Raw genomic sequence first — 16,786 nt, forward strand, 5'->3', positions numbered from 1 at the left:
TTCGGGGTCCGCTACGAGCTGGGCGTGGACGGCATCGCGGTCGCGCTCATCGCGCTCACCGCCCTGCTGATCCCGTTCGTGATCCTGGCCGGCTGCGGCACGTGGACGAGGTCAGCGCACGCGTCCCCGCGGCTTCAACCCGACCGGCGGCAGCTCAGGAGCCGGCAGCGGAGCCCCGTCGTAGCCCTTCACCTCGCCGAAGCGGGAGCCGGTCATCCAGTCCGTGCGGGCCTGCTGGATCTCCTCCTGCGTGCGGCCGATCCAGTTCCAGAACATGATCAGTTCCTCGTCGAACGGCTCGCCTCCCAGCAGCATCAGGCCCGCGTCCGACGCGGCGCGCAGCGGGAGTTCGGTGCGGCCGCAGCCGAGGTAGAGCATCGAGCCCGGGAGGACCGGGACGCCGTCGACGTGGGCCTCGCCGGACATGGCCAGGACGGCGTACTCGAAGTCCGGTTCCAGTGGCAGGCGTACGTCCGCGCCGGCGGCGAGGGCCAGGTCCGCGCCGACGATCGGGGTGTACGTCGTGCCGGGCGAGGCCGCGCCGTCGACGTCGCCGAGGACGATCGTGGCGCGCAGGCCCGGCGCCGTGACGACCGGCAGTTCGGCGTGGTGCTCGAAGTGCGGGTCGACGTGACGGTCGCTGTCGGGGAGGGCGACCCAGAGCTGCGCGCCGTGCAGGAGGCGGGCGTGCGGCTTGGGGCTCTGCTCGGCGTGGCTGATCGCGCGGCCGGAGGTCATGAGGCCCAGTTCGCGCGGGCGGATCGTCGCGACGCTGCCGGTCGAGTCGCGGTGCAGCACCTCACCCTCGTGCAGCCAGCTCACCGTCTGCAGGCCCATGTGGGGGTGCGGGGGCACCTGCATACCGGGCTCGTCGGCGATGTCGTCAGGACCGTAGTGATCCACGAAGCACCACGCGCCGACCATGCGGCGGCCCAGGTTGGGCAGCAGCCGGCGGACTTCGGTGGACTCGCCGAGCTGCACCCGGCGCGGGCTGAGGAGTTCACGGACGGGCTCCGCCACCACGAAACCGCGGCCGCCGCACAGGGCCGGAACCGCTTCGCGATCAAGATTGCTCATGGCGACAACCTAGACCCGCCGAGGCCGTTACGTCAGTCCGTCAACCCCTCGCCGGCGCCATCTCCCCCGCCTCCTCTTGCCGCCCGCCCGACGCCCTCCCATCGGAAAAATAGTAGCCATGGACATAGTAGCCATGTACAGTATCGGCCATGAGTACGGCATCCAAGGGCGCGACGCCCGGTTTCCTGGTCTGGCGACTGTCGATGAAGTGGCGCGTGGCGGTCGACCGCGCGGTGGCACCCCTGGGACTGACCCATGCGCAGTACTCCCTGGTGGCGTCGCTGTACGGCATGCAGCGCTCCGGACTGCGCCCAAGCCAGCGTCACCTCGCCGACCACACCGGCCTCGAAGCCCTCTACGTCTCGAAGCTGGCCCGCGCCCTGGAGTCCGCAGGCCTCGTCGAGCGCACCCGGGACCCCCGGGACCCCCGCGCGGTCCAGCTGGCCCTCACCGAGCAGGGCCGCGAGGTGACCCAGCGGGCGATCAAGGTCGTCCACGGACTCCTGGAGCAGTTGCTTGAGCCGCTCGGCGGTCTCGACAGCCCACGGGCCCGGGAGTTCAGCCGGGACCTGACGACCCTGCTCGACACACCCCTCGACCATGCCAGTGAGCACGAGAAGGAGCAGTCATGACCATCACCACGACCCCCGCGGACGCCCGCATGCTCGGCCTGGCCCACTACGCCGCCCGCGCCGTCCTGGAGAGCGTCCTCACCCGCCACGGCCTCGACTTCCAGCAGCAGATCGTCCTGCGGCCGGTCGTTCTCGCCGCCGGGCCCGTCGACCGCGGCCGGCTCGCCGCGGACACCGTCGCGGCCCTGAAGGCCGACGAGGACTCCGTCCAGAGCACCATCGATGAACTGATCGCGGCCGGACTGGTCGCGACGGACGCGTCCGAGGTGCGGATCACGGACGCGGGCCGGGCCCTGTACGAACGGATCACGAACGAGACGAGCGGGACGACCGCCAGGATCTGGGGCGACATTCCCGAGGAGGACCTGCTGGCCACCGGCCGCGTGCTGACCCTGGTCACCGAGCGGGCGAACGCGGAGCTGGCCGCCGTAGCGAGGTGAGCAAGGCGGCCACACAGGTAGTGGAATATTCAACCAACATGGTCCGTTGTGCAGGTCGAAGGAGGTCAAGTGGACATGACGTACTACGACCACGGAACACCGGCGGAGCGCTGGGAGCGCGCGCAGATGTTCTTCGACGCCAAGGACTACGCCGCGGCGGCGCGGGTGTTGGGCGGGCTGGTCGAGGAGGTGCCCGAGCAGACCGGGCCGCGCCTGCTGCTGGCGCGCTCCTACTACCACTCGGCCCAACTGCGGCGCGCCGAAGCCGAGTTGCGCGTCCTCGTCGAGCGTGACCCGGTGGAGCACTACGCGCGGCTGATGCTGGGCCGCACCCTGGAGCGCCAGGGGCGGCACGAGGAGGCCGGTTCGCATCTGCGGATCGCCTCGGCGCTCGCGGGTGACTTCGAGCGGGTCTGAGACACGGCAACACGCAGCGAAGGGGCCCGGTTCCGGTCTGGAACCGGGCCCCTTCGCGCGCCTCGCTACTTCGCGTACGTCCGGCCGCCCCGCCGGTGCGCGATCTCGCCCAGCACCACGTCCACGGCGATGAACGCGGCCAGCGGGATGCCCAACAGCGGTACGAAGTAGCCGAGTACGGCGATCGCCGCCAGACACGGGACGAGGAGCAGCGGGGGCATCTGGGCCCAGGCGCCGCGCGGGATCGGGCGGCCGAAGGAGGAGCCTCGGCCGCGCTGCCACCACATGCGGTAGCCCCACACGATCAGCAGGATCAGGGAGCCGGCGAGCAGCATCAGGGCTATTTGGTTCACGAGGCCGAAGAGGACGCCGGTGTGCAGGTCGATGCCCCAGCGGGTCAGCTTGGCGAGCAACGGGTAGTCGGTGAAACGGAGTTCGTCGGTCACCTTGCCGGTGGTGGGGTCGACGGCGACGGCATCCTGCTTCTCGGGCCAGCTGCGCTGGACCTGCCTGACGACGTACGCCGAGTCGGCGTCGGCGGGCGGGACGATCTCGACGGGGTTGCCGAGTCCCTCGGCGCGCGCGGCGGCGAGGATCTTGTCGAGTCCTACGCCGTGTTGGGCGTCGCCGGTCGCGGTGGAGCCGCCGTGGCCCGCGTGCTCGCCGCCCGCCGCGGCCGACACCGAAGGGGTGGACTGGCCCAGGGAGGTGCGGAGTTGGTCGATGTTGGCGCCGGCGTACGTCGACCAGGTCAGTCCGGTCGCCGACAGGAAGATGAAACCTACGGCGGCCCAGACACCCACCGTGCCGTGCAGGCCGAGGGTGCGGCGCCGTCCGCTCGTGCCGCGCACCTTGCGCAGGGCGCGGCGCCGGGAGAACCACAGCACCAGGCCGCCACCCGCGATGACCCACAGCCAGCTCGCGGCCAACTCGCTGTAGAGACGGCCGGTTTGACCGAGGTGGAGGTCGCGGTGGAGTTCGTCGATCCAGGTGCGCAGCGGGAGCGCGCCGGTCGAACCGTACTGTTCGAGCGCGCCGCGGACCTTCCCGGTGTACGGGTCGACGAACACCGCGAGGGTGTGGTCGGCGGCGATGCCCTTGACGCCGGAGAGCAGCACGCGGGTGGTGGCGCCGGCCTCCGGGGCGGGTCGGACCGCCGAGACCGTTCCCTCGGGGTGCGCCGTGCGGGCGGCGGTCACCTGTTGCGATATCGGCAGTTCACGGTCGCCCACGGAGACGGTCAACTCATGGGCGTACACGATCCGTTCGGCCTGGAAGGCACCGGCGTACAGGAAGCCGGTGGTGGCGGCGACGAGCAGGAACGGGGCGACTAGCACTCCGGCGTAGAAGTGCAGACGCAGGACCAGGGGGCGCAGCGGGGCCCAGCGGCTGGGGGACGGTGCCGGGGCCGGCTCTTGCGGGGCCTCGGCCGTGCTGGTCGAGGGAGCGGTGGACATGGGCGGGCTGCTCCGGGGGCGAGGAGGAGAGGGACGGGGACGGGGACGAGGAGGAGGAGGGGGACGGGTGCGCGGAATCGAGCGGGTGAGGTGTCGTAGCCGTAGCGGTCCAGTAGTCGGGGCGTGAAGGCCGCGAGTTCCCGTGGATACGCGTGGTGTGGGTCACATCGGGTGGCGGCGGGGGCCATGGCATCCTGGCGCGATGGCACTTCCCAGTGATCGCGTACCCCTGGCCGACCGGGTCGAGGAACTCCTCGCCGTCGGCGGCCCGTTGCCCATCGTCTCGGCCGGTGACCCGGTGCTCAGGCGCGGTATCGAGCCGTTCGACGGGCAGTTGGAGCCCGCTCTGCTGGCCCGGTTCGTCGAGGCGCTGCGCGTGACGATGCACGCGGCGCCGGGGGTGGGCGTCGCGGCCCCGCAGGTCGGGGTGGGGCTGCGGATCGCGGTGATCGAGGATCCGGCGCCGGTGCCGGACGAGGTGCGGGTGGTGCGCGGGCGGGTGCCGCAGCCGTTCCGGGTGCTGGTCAATCCCTCGTACGAGCCCGTCGGCGACAGTCGGGCCGCGTTCTTCGAGGGGTGTCTGAGCGTGCCGGGCTGGCAGGCGGTGGTCGCGCGGCACGCCTCGGTGCGGCTGACCGGGCAGGACGAGCACGGGCGGCCGGTGGACGAGGTGTTCAGCGGGTGGCCCGCGCGGATCGTCCAGCACGAGACGGACCACCTCGACGGCATGCTCTACCTGGACCGGGCCGAGTTGCGCTCGCTGTCGTCCAACGAGGCGATGGCGGAGCGCTGGGCGCAGCCGACACCGGATGCGGCATCGGCTGCGCTCGGCTTCGAGCTGCCGTAGGAAATCAGCCGTAGGGGATCAATCGGCTTCCAACCGACCGGGGAAGTCAGGGGTGTTCAGCCCTGGCGAGTCGGTCGGGCGGGGTCAGCCGCGGTAGGCCTCCAGCAGGCGCAGCCATACCTCGCTGATCGTCGGGTACGACGGGACCGCGTGCCACAGGCGGCTGATCGGGACCTGGCCGGCTACCGCGATCGTCGCCGAGTGGATCAGTTCGCCTACGCCGGGGCCCACGAAGGTCACGCCGCGCAGGATCTCGTCGTCGAGGTCGACGATCATGCGGGCGCGGCCCCGGTAGCCGTCGGCGTAGAGGCCGGCGCCGGCTACCGAGGAGAGCTCGACGTCGACCGCGCGGACACGGTGGCCGGCCTGTTCGGCCTCGGCGAGGGAGAGGCCGACGGAGGCCGCCTCCGGGTCGGTGAAGACGACCTGGGGTACGGCGTCGTGGTCGGCGGTGGCCGCGTGGGCGCCCCACGGGTCGGTCTCCAGCAGTGGTACGCCGGAGGCGCGGGCGGCGATCGCGGCGCCCGCGATGCGTGCCTGGTACTTGCCCTGGTGGGTGAGGAGGGCGCGGTGGTTGACGTCGCCGACCGCGTACAGCCAGTGGTTGTCCGGGACACGCAGGGTGTCGTCCACCGACAGCCAGGAGCCCGGTTCCAGGCCGATCGTGTCGAGGCCGATGTCGTCGGTCTGCGGGGCGCGTCCGGTGGCGAAGAGGATCTCGTCGGCCTCGACGCGGTCGCCGCTGTCGGTGACGGCGACGACGGTGCCGTTCTCGCGCGTCACCGCCGTGACGGACGTACCCGTGCGCAGGTCGACGCCCGCCTCGGTGAGCGCGTCGGCGACCAGTTCGCCGGCGAAGGGCTCCATGCGGGGCAGCAGGCCCTTGCCGCGGACGAGGAGGGTGACGCGGGAGCCGAGGGCCTGCCAGGCGGTGGCCATCTCGACGGCGACGACCCCGCCGCCGACCACGATCAGCCGGCCGGGCGCGGCCTTGGCGCTGGTGGCCTCGCGGCTGGTCCACGGCTTGACGTCGGCGAGTGCGGGCAGGTCGGGGAGGAGGGCGCGGGTGCCGGTGCAGACCGCTACGGCGTGCCGGGCCGTGAGGACGTGCCGTACGCCGTCGGGGCCCGTCACCGTCACCTTGCGGGGGCCGTCGAGTCGGCCCTGGCCGCGGTAGAGGTCGGCGCCGATGCCGTCGAGCCATTGGACCTGGCCGTCGTCCTTCCAGCCCGAGGCCTCGTAGTCGCGGTGGGCGAGCACCGCGGCGGTGTCGAGGGGCCCTTGGACGAGGTGGCCGAGGCCGGGCACGCGGCGGGCGTCGGCGCGGGCGATGACCGGGCGCAGCAGGGCCTTGCTGGGCATGCACGCCCAGTACGAGCACTCGCCGCCGACCAGTTCGCTCTCCACGATCGCGGTGGAGAGACCGGCCGCACGGGTGCGGTCGGCGACGTTCTCCCCCACGGGCCCGGCCCCGAGCACCACGACGTCGTACGCGATGGATTCCGTTTCCGTCATGGGGCCAGTCTGCTGGGTGGTGTGCGCTGAGGCCACACGGGTAGGGGCGCGGAATAACGGGACCGGACGACCGTGTTGTCCGGGACGGCTTCGCCCCCACACCGAGAAGAGGGAATCACGTCATGAGCAGCACCGTGGAGCTCACCAAGGACAACTTCGACCAGACGGTCACGGACAACGACTTCGTCCTGATCGACTTCTGGGCGTCCTGGTGCGGGCCCTGCCGTCAGTTCGCCCCGGTCTACGAGAAGGCGGCCGACGAGAACCCGGACCTCGTCTTCGGCAAGATCGACACCGAGGCCCAGCCCGAGCTGGCCCAGGCCTTCGGCATCCAGTCGATCCCCACGCTGATGATCGTCCGAGACCGCGTCGCCGTGTTCGCCCAGCCCGGCTCCCTGCCGGAGGCCGCCCTGACGGACGTCATCGGCCAGGCCCGCAAGCTCGACATGGACGAGGTCCGCAAGTCGGTCGCCGAGCAGCAGGAGCAGGCCGAGCAGAACGGGCAGTAAGCACCGCCCCTTTTGGAGACATCCCTTTTCAGAAGGGGTACGACGCCACGTCTCCGCGCACCGTCGTCCAGCGCACGTCGGTGAAGGCCTCCAGGTTGGCCTCGCCGCCGAAGCGGGCGCCGGTGCCGGACGAGGCGACCCCGCCGAAGGGGGCCACGGCCTCGTCGTTCACGGTCTGGTCGTTGATGTGGACGATCCCGGTCGGGATGCGTTCCGCCAGGTCCAGGCCGCGAGCGCTGTCGCGCGTGACGATCCCGAGCGACAGGCCGTACGGCCCCGCCGCGGCCAGCGCCGCCGCCTCGTCGGCGGTGGCGAAGGACCGTACCGGCGCCACCGGGCCGAAGACCTCCTCCGCGTAGGCGGGGGTGTCGTCGTCGACGCCGGCGAGGACGGTCGGCCGGTAGAAGAGATCCTCGTGGGTGCCACCGGCCGCCAGCCTGGCGCCACGTGCCGTGCTGGCCTCCACCAGGCCGTGGATCTTGGCCAGTTGGGCGCCGTCGATGATCGGGCCGAGGTGGACCTGCGCGCGGTGCGGGTCTCCCACCGCGAGCGAGTCGGCCTTGGCGGCGAGGCGTTCGACGTACTCCTCGTAGAGCGACTCGTGGACGAGATGGCGGCCGGTCGTCATGCAGATCTGGCCCTGGTGGAAGAACGAGCCCCAGGCCGCCGTCGAGATCACCGCGTCCAAGTCGGCGTCCGCGAGCACGATCAGGGCCGAGTTCCCGCCCAACTCCAGGTGTGCGCGCTTGAGATGACGCCCCGCCGCCTCACCGACCGCGCGTCCGGCGGCGGTTGAGCCGGTGAAGGAGATCACGGGCACCTGCGGATCGGCGACCAGCGCCGCTCCCACGTCCGCTCCACCGGGCAGGATCCGCAGCAACTCGTCGGGCAGGCCCGCCTCCGCGAAGACCGCCGCGAGGGACAGTCCCCCGCAGACCGCCGTGCGCGGGTCCGGCTTCAGGACGACCGCGTTGCCGAGCGCGAGCGCGGGGGCGACCGAGCGGATGGAGAGGATCAGCGGGGCGTTGAACGGCGCGATCACGCCGACGACTCCGACCGGGATGCGCCGGGTGTACGACAGCCGGGGCGCCTCCGTGGGGAGGACCTGCCCGGCGGGGCGGGAGGCGAGCGCGGCGGCCTCGTAGCATTCCTGGGCGGCGACGTGCAGTTCGAAGTCCGCCTTGCCGGGGATCGACCCGGACTCCCGCACGATCCACTCGCGCAGCTCCTCGGCGTGCGCGGCGAACAGGTCTCCGGCCTTGCGCAGCACACCGGCCCGAACGAAGTGCGGGACGCGCGCCCACTCCGCCTGTGCGGTACGGGCCGCCTGGACGGCCGGTCGTACGTCCTCGGCGGCGGCGAGCGTGACGGTGCCGAGCGTGTCGCCGGTGGCGGGCTCGGTGACCGGGTACTCGGGGCCCGACAAGGGGCGGGGCTGCCAGGTCTTGGCGTCGAGCAGAGGCATGGTGGTTCTCCCATCCGTCACCGGAGGGACCCACACCGGCAGCGCGAGTCCCTTGTGTGCGCGGCCTGTTCGGCGGCCACGCGACGGGATGCGGTGATCCGGCACAGACGTGCGAGCCGCGCCCGGTGACCGGTCGCATCCCGTCTGGTTGAGCGTGCAACATCCTAGTCGCGTACGGCCGGATCGCCCCGGGCGCGGTCGTCGGAGCCGGGTCAGCTGGAGTCGCGGTGCACCACCGAGGCGCCGAGCAGTTCGTGCGTGCCGGGGATGCCGCCGGGGTGGCGTACCGCGCTGTCGACCAGTTCGGCGAGGCCGCGGCCGGAGGGCAACTGGATGTGGACGGTACTCAGGCGCGGGCGCAGCAGCCGGCCGATCATGAGGTCGTCGGCGCCGATCACGGCCGTGTCCTCGGGGATGCGGATGCCTTCGTCCTGGAGGGCGCGCATCAGCAGCATCGCGTACTCGTCGTTGTACGTGAACACCGCGTCGAGGCCGAGAGCGCGCCAGCGTGCGGCGGTCCGGGCGGCACTCTCCTCGCTGTAGGCGAGCGGGAGTTCGGTCGCCGTCGCGTCCGTGTCGAGCAAGGCACGGCGCACGCCTGCGAGGCGGGGGCGGGAGAAGGCCTCCAGGCCGGGTTCCTCGGGTACGACCACACCGATCCGGCGCCTGCCGCGGCCGTACAGATGCGTGCCGGCGTGGTGGCCGACGGCCTCGTGGTCCAGGAGGAGGGCGTGTGCGCCCTCGACCTTCTCGGGGCCGAGCGTGAGGACGGCCCGTGCGCCGGAGCGTTTGAGGACGGCGACGCCCTGCGGGCCGAGTCCGGCGCCGGGCACGAGGACGGCCACCGGGCGGAGTTCGGCCCAGGCGCGGGCGGCCTCGTCGCCGTGCAGCCCGACGGAGCCGTGCTGGACGACCGTGTAGTCGAGACGGCTGAGCGCCCACTGGAGTTCGTTGATGAACTGGCTGTAGAGCAGTCCCACCGGGACGGTCGGCGCCGGCATCAACACCATGCGGCTGTGCCCGGCGCGCAGACTGCGGGCCGCCGCGTGCGGGACGTACCCGAGTTCCTTGGCGGCCTCGTGGACACGGCGGCGGGTGGGCTCGCTGATCCGTACGGCACTGGTGTTGTTCAGGACGTAGGAGACGGTCGCGCGTGAGACGCCGGCCAGGCGGGCCACATCGGCGCTCGTGGGCACGGAGCGCGGTGCGGGCGACGGGGCTGCGGGCGTTTTCGGTATCTGCACCATGACGTACGGCATCTTGGCAGAAGCCGGGGCCGGAGAGTGCGGCGGGGGAACGGCCGTCACGAGGACAGCATGGTCCGGTATTTTACGAACGCGTTCGTCACAAACTTGTTCGGAGCGAACATGTTCGTTACCTTGGAAGCATGACAGCTCGCCCCGAGACCCCGCGCAGCCGCCGTGAACGGCCGGCGAAACCCGCCCTGAGCAGGGAGGGCATCGTCGCCGCCGCCGTGGCGGTGCTGCGTGCCGAGGGTCTGAAGAAGGTCACCATGCGGCGCCTGGCCCAGGAGCTCGACACCGGTCCGGCCTCGTTGTACGTGTACGTCCGCAACACCGCGGAGCTGCACGCGGCGGTCCTGGACGAGCTGCTCGGCACGATCGGTCCGGCGCCCACCGGGGGTTCCTGGCGCGAGCGCGTCGAGCGGGTGCTCACGGCGTACACCTGGATGCTCTTCGAGCACCCGAGCCTCGCCCGTTCGGCGCTGACAGCCTGGCCCAGCGGCCCGCACTACCTGAACCTGATCGAGACCCTGCTCGCCCTGCTCGACGAGGGCGGCGTACCGCCGGCGCAGGCCGCGTGGGGCGTGGACCTGCTGCTCCAGCAGGCCACCGCGACGGCGGCAGAGCACTCGGCCGAGGACGCCAGCCAGGAGGACTGGGACGCCCTGACCGACGCCCTGCGCACCGTGTCCGACCGGACCCACCCGCACATCGCGGCGCGCTCCGGCGACCTGCTCGCCGGGGCGCACGAGGCCCGCCTGTCGTGGCGGTTCCAGGCACTGATCACCGGCATCGAGCGGACAGCCGTCCCCAACTGACTCTGTTTCGCGCCCACTTCAAGGAGGACCGTCATGACCACCCCCCACCACCCCATCGCGATCGTCGGCGGCGGACTCGGCGGGCTCACGCTCGCCCGGGTCCTGCACGTGCACGGCATCGAGGCCGCCGTCCTCGACCTGGACACCTCCCCCGCCGCGCGCACCCAGGGCGGCATGCTCGACATCCACGAGGACTCGGGCCAGCCGGCGCTGCGCGCGGCGGGCCTGCACGAGCAGTTCCGGGCGCTGGTCCACCCGGGCGGTGAGGCGACGCGCGTCCTCGACCGGGCCGCGACAGTCCTTCTGAACGACCCCGACGACGGCACCGGCGGGCGCCCCGAGGTCGACCGCGGCCAGCTGCGCGACCTGCTGCTCAACTCCCTGCCCGAGGGCACCGTCCGCTGGGGCGCGAAGGTCACCGGCGCCCGCCCGCTCGACGGCGGCCGGCACGAGGTGACGCTCGCGGACGGCACCTCCTTCACCACCGATCTGCTGATCGGCGCGGACGGTGCCTGGTCCAGGGTGCGGCCTCTGCTCTCGGACGCGCGGCCCGCGTACGTCGGCATCTCGTTCGTCGAGGTGGACCTGCCGGACGCCGACGTACGGCATCCCGTGAGCGCCGAGGTCGTCGGCGGCGGCATGATGATGGCGCTCGGCGCGGGCAAGGGCTTCCTGGCCCACCGCGAAACCGACGGCAGCCTGCACATCTACGTGGCGCTCGCCGTCCCCGAGGACGCGCTCGGCACCGTCGACTTCACGGACACCGAGGCGGCGAAGGCGTACACCCTGGAGCACTTCGCGGACTGGGACAAGAGCCTGCGGGCGCTGCTCGCCGACGCCGACGGGCCGCTGACCCCGCGGCAGATCCACGCCCTGCCGATCGGACACCGCTGGGAGCGGGTGCCCGGCGTCACGCTGCTGGGCGACGCGGCCCATCTGATGTCGCCGTTCGCGGGCGTGGGCGCCAACCTGGCCATGCTCGACGGGGCCGAACTGGGCCAGGCGCTGGCCGCGCACCCGGGCGACACCGAGGCCGCGCTGGCCGCCTACGAGGCGAAGCTGTTCCCGCGCAGCGAGGAGTCGGCGGCGGACTCGGCCGCGAACGGGATCCTGCTGTTCCGCGACGACGCCCCGCAGGGCATCCTCGACATGTTCGCCGCCCACGGCTGAGCCGGACTCAGCAGGGCGGCGGCGTACACGTCACGCGCGCGACGAGGTCGGTCCAGCCGGCCTCCAGCCGTTCCATGGGCATCCCGCACTGCCTGGTCAGATGGTTGATCAGGGCGGGGTCGAGATACGCCATGAGTGTGTGGGAGAGCAACTCGCAGTCGGCGCCCGGCAGGATCTGCCGCAGCAGCATCATGACGTGGGTGCGCAACGCCCGGAGCGCGGAGTGGGCGAACCGGCGGGTGGGCTCCGGCTGGGCGGCGAGTTGCAGGTCGAGCTGTTCGGCCGAGCGGTACAGCACCGCCACACCGAACGCCCGCAACCGCTCGACCGGCGGGGCTCCGGGGCCCAGCGGCGGCGGGCCGCCGAGGAAGTCGGCCTGGAGTGTCTGCGCGGAGTGGTCCAGCAGCGCCATCAGCAGGCCGGTGCGGTCGCCGAAGCGGCGGAAGACGGTTCCCTTGCCGACCTGGGCCGCCGCGGCGACGGCCTCCATGGTGACGCCGGCCACCCCGTGCTCGGCGATCAGCCGGGCGGCGGCCTCCAGCAGCTTGGCGCGGTTGCGGGCCGCGTCCGCACGCAGGCAGGGCTCGTCGGCGTAGGAGCGGACCTCCAGCAACTGGGGTTCGCCCATGGACTCCTCGGGCTTCGGAAAGGGTGGCAGGGCGCTGGACATGAAGACAGCGTAAAGCACCGGGAAGAAAACTGGACCGCGGTCCGTTTAGCCTGGTACAACTTTTAAGCGGACCTCGGTCCGGATCGTTACGGCAGTGTTTCAGCCCCCCTCTTGGAGTCCCCATGTCTGTTCGTATCCTCGCGCTCGTCGGCAGCCTGCGTGCCGGCTCGCACAACCGCCAGCTCGCCGAGGCCGCCGTGAAGTTCGCGCCCGAGGGCGCCGACATCGAGATCTTCGAGGGTCTCGCCGAGATCCCCTTCTACAACGAGGACATCGACGTCGAGGGCGACGTTCCGGCCGCCGCCGCCAAGCTCCGCGCGGCCGCCGGTTCCGCGGACGCGTTCCTCTTCTTCTCCCCCGAGTACAACGGCACCATCCCGGCCGTCCTGAAGAACGCCATCGACTGGCTGTCCCGCCCCTACGGCGCCAGCGGCTTCGGCGGCAAGCCCGTCGTCGTGGTCGGCACCGCCTACGGCCAGTTCGGCGGCGTGTGGGCGCAGGACGAGACCCGCAAGGCCGTGGGCATCGCCGGCGGCAAGGTCATCGAGGAGATCAAGCTCTCGATCCCCGGTTCCGTGACCCGCTTCGCCGAGACCCACCCGGCCGACGACGCCGAGGTCGCCGCCCAGCTGACCGAGGTCATCACCCAGCTGCACGGCCACGCGGGCGAGGCCGTCGCCGCCTGATCCGGGCACCCACGTCAAGGGGCCGGAGTCCACACGGACTCCGGCCCCTTCATGTTTCGTTGCGCGGCCCGTCAGTCCAGTTCGGCCAGGCGCGGCACCGCCGGGGCCACGAACCGCTCGATCCACTCGGCCGGTTCGCCCGTGCGCGGGCCCAGGATCACCGTGTCGACGCCGAGCTTCGTGAAGCCGTTGATCTCCCGCAGGAAGGCGTCGACGTCTCCCGTGGTGACCGACTCGCCGGTGTGGACGATCGTCTTGCGGATACGGTCGTAGTCGCGCCCCAGGTTGTCGCAGTGACCGCGCAGCACGTCGAGCTTGTGCCGCAGCTCGTCCGGCGTCGACACGATCAGGTTGCAGGCGTCGGCGTACTGGGCGACCAGCCGGAGGGTCTTCTTCTCCCCGCCGCCGCCGATCATGATCTCGGGGTGCGGGCTGCTGACCGGCGCGGGCACGCACAGGGTCTCGGCGAGCTGGTAGTGCTTGCCCTCGAAGGGACCGTTAGCCTCCGGGTCCCACATCTGCAGACAGATCCGCAGGGTCTCCTCCAGCCGCTCGAAACGCTCCGCGACCGGCGGGTAGTGCACGCCGAGACCGTGGTGCTCACGGTCGTACCAGGCCGCCCCGATGCCCAGTGTGGCCCGGCCGCCGGACAGTACGTCGAGCGTGGTGGCGATCTTCGCGAGCAGCCCGGGATTCCGGTACGTCACACCGGTCACCAGCGCGCCGAGGCGGACCGTGGAGGTGTTGCCGGCCAGGAAACCCAGCGTCGTGTAGGCCTCCAGCATGGCGTCCTCGGCGCCGCCGTTGAACTCCATCTGGAAGTAGTGGTCCATCACCGAGAGCCAGCTGACGCCCGCCGCCTCGGCCGCGGCGCCCGCCGAGGCCAGCTCGGGCCCGACCGCCGCCGGCCCTCCGGGATGGTTGAACCGGTTGATGTGTACGCCGACCCGCATGCCCGACTCCCTTTCACAGTCCACTTCACAGTCCACCCGGACCTTCACCGTCCCTCGTGACGGTAGGTCTTCGAGCGCTCTCGAAGTCAAGCTCCACGCCTACGACTTGACGGCGGGTTCCGCGCCCCGCGTCCTCGTGGCCCGCAGGCTGGTGAACGTGGTCACCGCCAGGACCAGCACGATGAAGCCGAGGGAGAAGGGGATGGAGATCTGCGGGACGTGCACGCCGGACTCGTGCAGGGCGTGCAGCACCAGTTTGACGCCGATGAAGCCGAGGATGATCGACAGGCCGTAGCTGAGGTGGACGAGTTTCTTCAGCAGGCCGCCGATGAGGAAGTACAGCTGGCGCAGGCCCATCAGGGCGAAGGCGTTGGCCGTGAACACGATGTACGGGTCCTGGGTGAGGCCGTAGATCGCGGGGATGGAGTCGAGCGCGAAAAGCACGTCGGTGGAGCCGATGGCGAGCATCACGACCAGCATCGGCGTCATCATGCGCTTGCCGTTCTCCGTGATGAACAGCTTGGTGCCGTGGTAGCGGTCGGCCACGCCGAAGCGGCGCTCGGCGATCTTGAGGAGCTTGTTCTCCTCGTACTCCTCCTCGTGTCCGCCCTTGCGGGCGTCCTGGACGAGCTTCCAGGCGGTCCAGATGAGGAACGCGCCGAAGATGTAGAACACCCACGAGAACGTGGAGATGATCGCGGCGCCGGCCGCGATGAAGCCGGCGCGCAGCACCAGGGCGACAAGGACCCCGACCATGAGCACCCGTTGCTGGTACTGGGACGGCACCGCGAACTTGCCCATGATCAGCACGAAGACGAAGAGGTTGTCGACGCTCAGGGACTTCTCGGTGATGTACCCGGCGAAGAACTCCCCGGTCGGTCCGCTCCCGCCGTAGAAGAACAGCCCGAGTCCGAACAGGCAGGCCAGGACGACCCAGACCACGGTCCAGACGCCGGCTTCCTTGACGGAGACGTCGTGGGGTTTGCGGCCGATGAGGAAGTCGACGCCGACGAGGGCGCACAGGGCGGCGATCGTCAGCAGCCAGACGGTCAGGGAGACGTTCACAGGTGGTGCTCCTGGTGCGGGGGTGGCGCATGGGGCGAGCGGGCGCTACATGGGATGGTCCGTGGGGGTTTGGACATCGTTGTCGTCGTAGGAATCCCTTCCACGTCCCGCGGGTGAACAACAGGTCACATCCCGACAAGGCACCCGCCGGACGGCGGGGAGGCTCCGCCGGACGGCGGAGGACGGATCGGGGGTAGGTGCGCGGAGTATGGCCGTACGAGCCGCCGCGCCCAGCGTCAGGAGAAGCGCATGACGTCTGTCCCACCCCCGCCCCCGTTCGATCCCGAACTCGCCGCGGCGCTGGAGTTGATCAAGGAGTTCATGTCGCCCGGGATGACGTTGGAGGACATCGACGAGATCCGCCGGGGCCCGGCGATCACGCAGTCGATGCAGATGGACCTGACCCTGGACGGGGCCTTCGCCATCGAGGACCGGGAGGTGCCGGGACCGGCCGGCGACCCCGCGATCTCGCTGCTGATCTGCCGTCCGACCGCGCCGGCGACGGCAGGGGCGCTGCCCGTCATCTATCACGTGCACGGCGGCGGGATGGTGCTCGGCGACAACCGGGTCGGAGTGACCGGGGCGCTGGACTACGCGCGGGAACTGGACGCGGTGGTGGTGTCGGTGGAATACCGGCTGGCGCCCGAGCATCCGCATCCGGCGCCGATCGAGGACGTGTACGCCGGTCTGCTGTGGACGGCGGAGCACGCGAAGGAGATCGGCGGCGATCCGGAGCGGATCGTCGTCATGGGCGCGAGCGCCGGCGGCGGGCTGTCCGCCGCGCTGGCCCTGCTCACGCGGGACCGCGGCGGCCCGCAACCGATCGGGCAGCTACTGCTGTGCCCAATGCTCGACGACCGCAACGACACCCCGTCCGCGCACCAGATGGCCGGCGTCGGCGTCTGGGACCGCACGGCCAACGAAACCGGCTGGACCGCCCTCCTCGGCGACCGCCGCGGCACCACCGACGTCCCGCCGTACGCGGCACCGGCCCGCGCGGAGGACCTCACCGGTCTGCCCCCGGCCTTCCTGGACGTCGGCTCGGCGGAAACCTTCCGCGACGAGGTCGTCACCTACGCGTCCCGCCTCTGGCAGGCGGGCGGCATCGCCGAACTCCACGTCTGGCCGGGCGGCTTCCACGGCTTCGACGGCTTCGCCCCACAGGCGGCGGTCTCGCAGGCGGCTCGGGCGGCGCATGTGAGTTGGCTAAGGCGGCTGCTGGCGGCGTGAGCGTACGGCCGCGGTGACACCGGCGTGCCGTGCGTGAGCGGCACACTGTCGAAGTTCCTCGGTCGCTCCGGGGGCGGCCGGTTCGCGGTAGCCGCGTCCCGTCACTCCTCTCCGACCGTTCCATGGCGCACCATGGGCTTATGAAAGAGCTGGCCGGGCGACTGACCGCGCTGGATCCGGACGCCGGTGCCGCCGTGCGGGTCATCGGTTACTTCGATCGGCTCGCCGAGTCGCGGGCCGGGCTTGAGGCGCTGGTGCGTGGGGCGGCGGTGCTGGCCGGGTGTGCCGCGCGGCTGGTCGACGCCGAACGGCGGGTTCGGGTGCGCGTCGAGGCGGACGGTACGCGCAGGGACAGCGCGTCGCCGCCGGATCCCGCGTGGCCGTCCGCCGCGCTGACGCCGGGCGGGGTTTCCGCGCTCTGGCTGGAGCGTACGGCGCAGGCCGCGCCCAGTGTCGTCGACGCGGTGATCCTGGAGCGGGCGGCCGGCGCCGTGCGGCTCGTGCTCGATCGCACCCGGGGCCGGGTTCCGGCCGACGACCCGGAGTTGATCGAGACGCTGCTCGACGCGACGGCTCCCGAGGCGGCCCGGC

17 protein-coding genes and 1 pseudogene are annotated in these 16,786 nt (G+C 71.6%); 10 read left to right on the top strand and 8 right to left on the bottom strand.

From position 1 onward, the window contains the following. Positions 1 to 111 precede the first annotated feature (111 nt). On the bottom strand, positions 112 to 1,077 hold the full coding sequence (locus ACFWP5_RS46970; protein ID WP_384171718.1) for a pirin family protein: 966 nt from the start codon (positions 1,075 to 1,077) through the stop codon (positions 112 to 114). Positions 1,078 to 1,226: 149 nt separating this feature from the next. On the opposite strand from ACFWP5_RS46970, the gene ACFWP5_RS46975 reads away from it, so the two are divergent. The 3 genes from ACFWP5_RS46975 to ACFWP5_RS46985 all read left to right on the top strand — a co-directional run bounded on the left by ACFWP5_RS46975 (position 1,227) and on the right by ACFWP5_RS46985 (position 2,566). Next, a complete protein-coding gene (locus tag ACFWP5_RS46975; protein ID WP_384171721.1) occupies positions 1,227 to 1,709 on the top strand; it encodes a MarR family winged helix-turn-helix transcriptional regulator in 483 nt (160 codons plus the stop codon). Next, the gene (locus tag ACFWP5_RS46980) at positions 1,706 to 2,149 is read left to right on the top strand and encodes a MarR family transcriptional regulator (protein WP_384171723.1); all 444 of its coding nucleotides are present in this window, start codon (positions 1,706 to 1,708) and stop codon (positions 2,147 to 2,149) included. The genes ACFWP5_RS46975 and ACFWP5_RS46980 overlap by 4 nt, the downstream gene beginning before the upstream one ends. Before the next feature lie 69 nt (positions 2,150 to 2,218). Then, positions 2,219 to 2,566, top strand: a complete 348-nt coding sequence (locus ACFWP5_RS46985; RefSeq protein ID WP_365606923.1) for a tetratricopeptide repeat protein — start codon at positions 2,219 to 2,221, stop codon at positions 2,564 to 2,566. Between the two features lie 65 nt (positions 2,567 to 2,631). Here the strand turns inward: ACFWP5_RS46985 and ACFWP5_RS46990 are convergent, their stop codons facing one another. Continuing rightward, positions 2,632 to 4,023 (bottom strand): PepSY-associated TM helix domain-containing protein, encoded by a 1,392-nt coding sequence (locus ACFWP5_RS46990; RefSeq protein WP_384171727.1) that lies wholly within the window; start codon positions 4,021 to 4,023, stop codon positions 2,632 to 2,634. 202 nt (positions 4,024 to 4,225) lie between these two features. Between ACFWP5_RS46990 and ACFWP5_RS46995 the strand changes: the two genes are divergently transcribed. Beyond that, on the top strand, positions 4,226 to 4,870 hold the full coding sequence (locus tag ACFWP5_RS46995; protein ID WP_384171730.1) for a peptide deformylase: 645 nt from the start codon (positions 4,226 to 4,228) through the stop codon (positions 4,868 to 4,870). Between the two features lie 84 nt (positions 4,871 to 4,954). Here ACFWP5_RS46995 and ACFWP5_RS47000 read toward each other — a convergent pair whose 3' ends face one another. Then, positions 4,955 to 6,385, bottom strand: a complete 1,431-nt coding sequence (locus ACFWP5_RS47000) for a dihydrolipoyl dehydrogenase family protein (RefSeq protein WP_384171733.1) — start codon at positions 6,383 to 6,385, stop codon at positions 4,955 to 4,957. Between the two features lie 122 nt (positions 6,386 to 6,507). On the opposite strand from ACFWP5_RS47000, the gene trxA reads away from it, so the two are divergent. After that, positions 6,508 to 6,894 (top strand): thioredoxin, encoded by a 387-nt coding sequence (trxA, locus tag ACFWP5_RS47005; RefSeq protein WP_384171736.1) that lies wholly within the window; start codon positions 6,508 to 6,510, stop codon positions 6,892 to 6,894. Positions 6,895 to 6,922: 28 nt separating this feature from the next. Here the strand turns inward: trxA and ACFWP5_RS47010 are convergent, their stop codons facing one another. Both ACFWP5_RS47010 and ACFWP5_RS47015 read right to left on the bottom strand, forming a co-directional pair. Next, complete coding sequence (locus ACFWP5_RS47010; RefSeq protein WP_384171739.1) at positions 6,923 to 8,359, bottom strand: benzaldehyde dehydrogenase; 1,437 nt, start codon at positions 8,357 to 8,359, stop codon at positions 6,923 to 6,925. 212 nt (positions 8,360 to 8,571) lie between these two features. Then, the gene (locus ACFWP5_RS47015) at positions 8,572 to 9,606 is read right to left on the bottom strand and encodes a LacI family DNA-binding transcriptional regulator (protein ID WP_384171742.1); all 1,035 of its coding nucleotides are present in this window, start codon (positions 9,604 to 9,606) and stop codon (positions 8,572 to 8,574) included. A 140-nt stretch (positions 9,607 to 9,746) separates the two neighbouring features. On the opposite strand from ACFWP5_RS47015, the gene ACFWP5_RS47020 reads away from it, so the two are divergent. Beyond that, positions 9,747 to 10,421, top strand: coding sequence for a TetR/AcrR family transcriptional regulator (locus tag ACFWP5_RS47020; RefSeq protein WP_384171746.1), 675 nt, complete (start codon positions 9,747 to 9,749; stop codon positions 10,419 to 10,421). 33 nt (positions 10,422 to 10,454) lie between these two features. Then, positions 10,455 to 11,591, top strand: a complete 1,137-nt coding sequence (locus tag ACFWP5_RS47025; RefSeq protein ID WP_384171749.1) for an FAD-dependent oxidoreductase — start codon at positions 10,455 to 10,457, stop codon at positions 11,589 to 11,591. 7 nt (positions 11,592 to 11,598) lie between these two features. On the opposite strand, the gene ACFWP5_RS47030 is transcribed toward ACFWP5_RS47025, so the two are convergent. Further along, the gene (locus tag ACFWP5_RS47030) at positions 11,599 to 12,279 is read right to left on the bottom strand and encodes a TetR/AcrR family transcriptional regulator (RefSeq protein ID WP_384171752.1); all 681 of its coding nucleotides are present in this window, start codon (positions 12,277 to 12,279) and stop codon (positions 11,599 to 11,601) included. Between the two features lie 104 nt (positions 12,280 to 12,383). On the opposite strand from ACFWP5_RS47030, the gene ACFWP5_RS47035 reads away from it, so the two are divergent. Continuing rightward, positions 12,384 to 12,947: an NADPH-dependent FMN reductase gene (locus ACFWP5_RS47035; protein ID WP_384171755.1), complete on the top strand. Its 564-nt coding sequence runs from the start codon at positions 12,384 to 12,386 to the stop codon at positions 12,945 to 12,947. 71 nt (positions 12,948 to 13,018) lie between these two features. Here the strand turns inward: ACFWP5_RS47035 and ACFWP5_RS47040 are convergent, their stop codons facing one another. Together ACFWP5_RS47040 and ACFWP5_RS47045 are read right to left on the bottom strand one after the other, a co-directional pair. Beyond that, the gene (locus ACFWP5_RS47040; protein ID WP_384171757.1) at positions 13,019 to 13,900 is read right to left on the bottom strand and encodes an LLM class F420-dependent oxidoreductase; all 882 of its coding nucleotides are present in this window, start codon (positions 13,898 to 13,900) and stop codon (positions 13,019 to 13,021) included. Between the two features lie 99 nt (positions 13,901 to 13,999). Further along, the gene (locus ACFWP5_RS47045; RefSeq protein WP_384171760.1) at positions 14,000 to 14,965 is read right to left on the bottom strand and encodes a TerC family protein; all 966 of its coding nucleotides are present in this window, start codon (positions 14,963 to 14,965) and stop codon (positions 14,000 to 14,002) included. A 249-nt stretch (positions 14,966 to 15,214) separates the two neighbouring features. On the opposite strand from ACFWP5_RS47045, the gene ACFWP5_RS47050 reads away from it, so the two are divergent. Further along, the gene (locus tag ACFWP5_RS47050) at positions 15,215 to 16,195 is read left to right on the top strand and encodes an alpha/beta hydrolase (protein WP_384171763.1); all 981 of its coding nucleotides are present in this window, start codon (positions 15,215 to 15,217) and stop codon (positions 16,193 to 16,195) included. Between the two features lie 140 nt (positions 16,196 to 16,335). Further along, positions 16,336 to 16,786: pseudogene (locus ACFWP5_RS47055) on the top strand (PucR family transcriptional regulator); the annotation flags it as partial.

It is taken from the genome of Streptomyces sp. NPDC058469, from assembly GCF_042721125.1.
Classification (GTDB): domain Bacteria; phylum Actinomycetota; class Actinomycetes; order Streptomycetales; family Streptomycetaceae; genus Streptomyces.